The 1,453-nt window shown below is 66.3% G+C and carries 1 protein-coding gene; it reads right to left on the bottom strand.

All coding sequences use genetic code 11. The features are described from left to right. Positions 1-28: 28 nt before the first annotated feature. On the bottom strand, positions 29-1,225 hold the full coding sequence (locus ACIP98_RS42500; RefSeq protein ID WP_401982253.1) for an IS110 family transposase: 1,197 nt from the start codon (positions 1,223-1,225) through the stop codon (positions 29-31). Between the last annotated feature and the right edge of the window lie 228 nt (positions 1,226-1,453).

Genomic DNA, 1,453 nt, shown 5'->3' on the forward strand with positions numbered 1-1,453 from the left:
TTCGACAGGGGGCTTCCCAATGCCGTTGTCAAGCCGTCGAGGTGCTGGGGGACACGGCTTGGTAGCACGCTCCGTCACGGATCATGGCCCACAGGACGTTGGCGCGACGCCGGGCGAGTGCGAGTAGTGCTTGCTTGTGGCCCTTGCCCTCTGCTCTCTTGCGGTCATAGAAGGCCTTGGACGCAGGGCAGCACCTCAAGCTGGTCAGCGCGGATAGGTACATAGCTCGGAGGAGACCGCGGTGGTATCTCCTGGGCCTGCGCAGATTGCCGCTGACGCGACCGGAGTCGCGCGGGGCGGGTGCCAGGCCGGCGAAGCCGGCCAGACGGTCCGCGCTGCCGAAGGCGGCCATGTCGCCGCCAGTCGCGGCCAGGAACTCGGCCCCGAGGAGCTTGCCCATGCCAGGCAGGCTGCTGATCACCTCCGCGTGCGGGTGCTCGCGAAACCGTGCCTCGATGAGAGCGTCGAGTTCGGCGATCTCCTCATCCAGGATCATCACCCCCTTCGCGAGGCGGACCACCATGGCGGCAGCCAGCTTTTCGCCGGGCAGGGCCGTGTGCTGGGCCTGGGCGGCGTCGACGGCCGTGCGGGCCAGCACGGCGGCACTGCGGACCTTCCGGTTCTTCAGCCACGTCTCAATCCGCCTCACCCCGGCGCGGCGGATCGCGGCCGGAGTCTGGTAGCCGGTCAGTAGCACGATCGGTCCCTTGTTGGTCACGTCCAGCGAACGCTCCAACGCAGGGAAGATCTCCAGCAGTTGTGCACGCAGTCGGTTGATCTGCCGGGTACGGTCGAATACCAGGTCCAGGCGCCGAGTAGTCAGAGTGCGCAGATCGACCGCGACCTCATCGCCCGGCCGTAGCAGCCCGAGATCGCGCCGCACGCGAGCTTGGTCGGCGATGACGAAGGCGTCTTTGGCGTCCGTCTTGCCCTCGCCCCGATAGGTGCCGGCTGCTCGGTGAACAGCCAGGCCGGTGAGATAGGCGATCGGCTGTTCGTGGCTGAGCAGGAGGCCGATCAGCAAGGATGCGCCACCGTGGTTCAGGTCGACTGCCCACAGAACGTCCTCGGATATCGCCAAGACGTCACTGATCAGCTTCAACAATTCGGACTCGTCGTTCAGGACGCGGCGCGACAGCAGTCGCTCGCCCTTGGTGTCGAGGACCACGCAGTGGTGATGCTCTTTGCCGATGTCGACTCCGGCCCAGATCTCGGGCACAGCCACCTCCGCCAGCTCGTCCTACATTGGTCCCGCAGACGACCTCGCCGACGTTGCCCTACGCAGCGATCGAGTCGCGTCTCCCAATCAGCGGTCGAGTCGTCGCAGGGTTCCGGGCGGCCAAGCCCCCTGAGCCATCCGGCGGCGGAACAGTCACAGCCATACCTGGAACCCCTGGGTTCCGCCGATCCTACGAGTGACCGGTGCGAACCCATGAAGAAGGTAGGGCAACAG

The organism is Streptomyces sp. NPDC088354, assembly GCF_044753585.1.
Classification (GTDB): domain Bacteria; phylum Actinomycetota; class Actinomycetes; order Streptomycetales; family Streptomycetaceae; genus Actinacidiphila.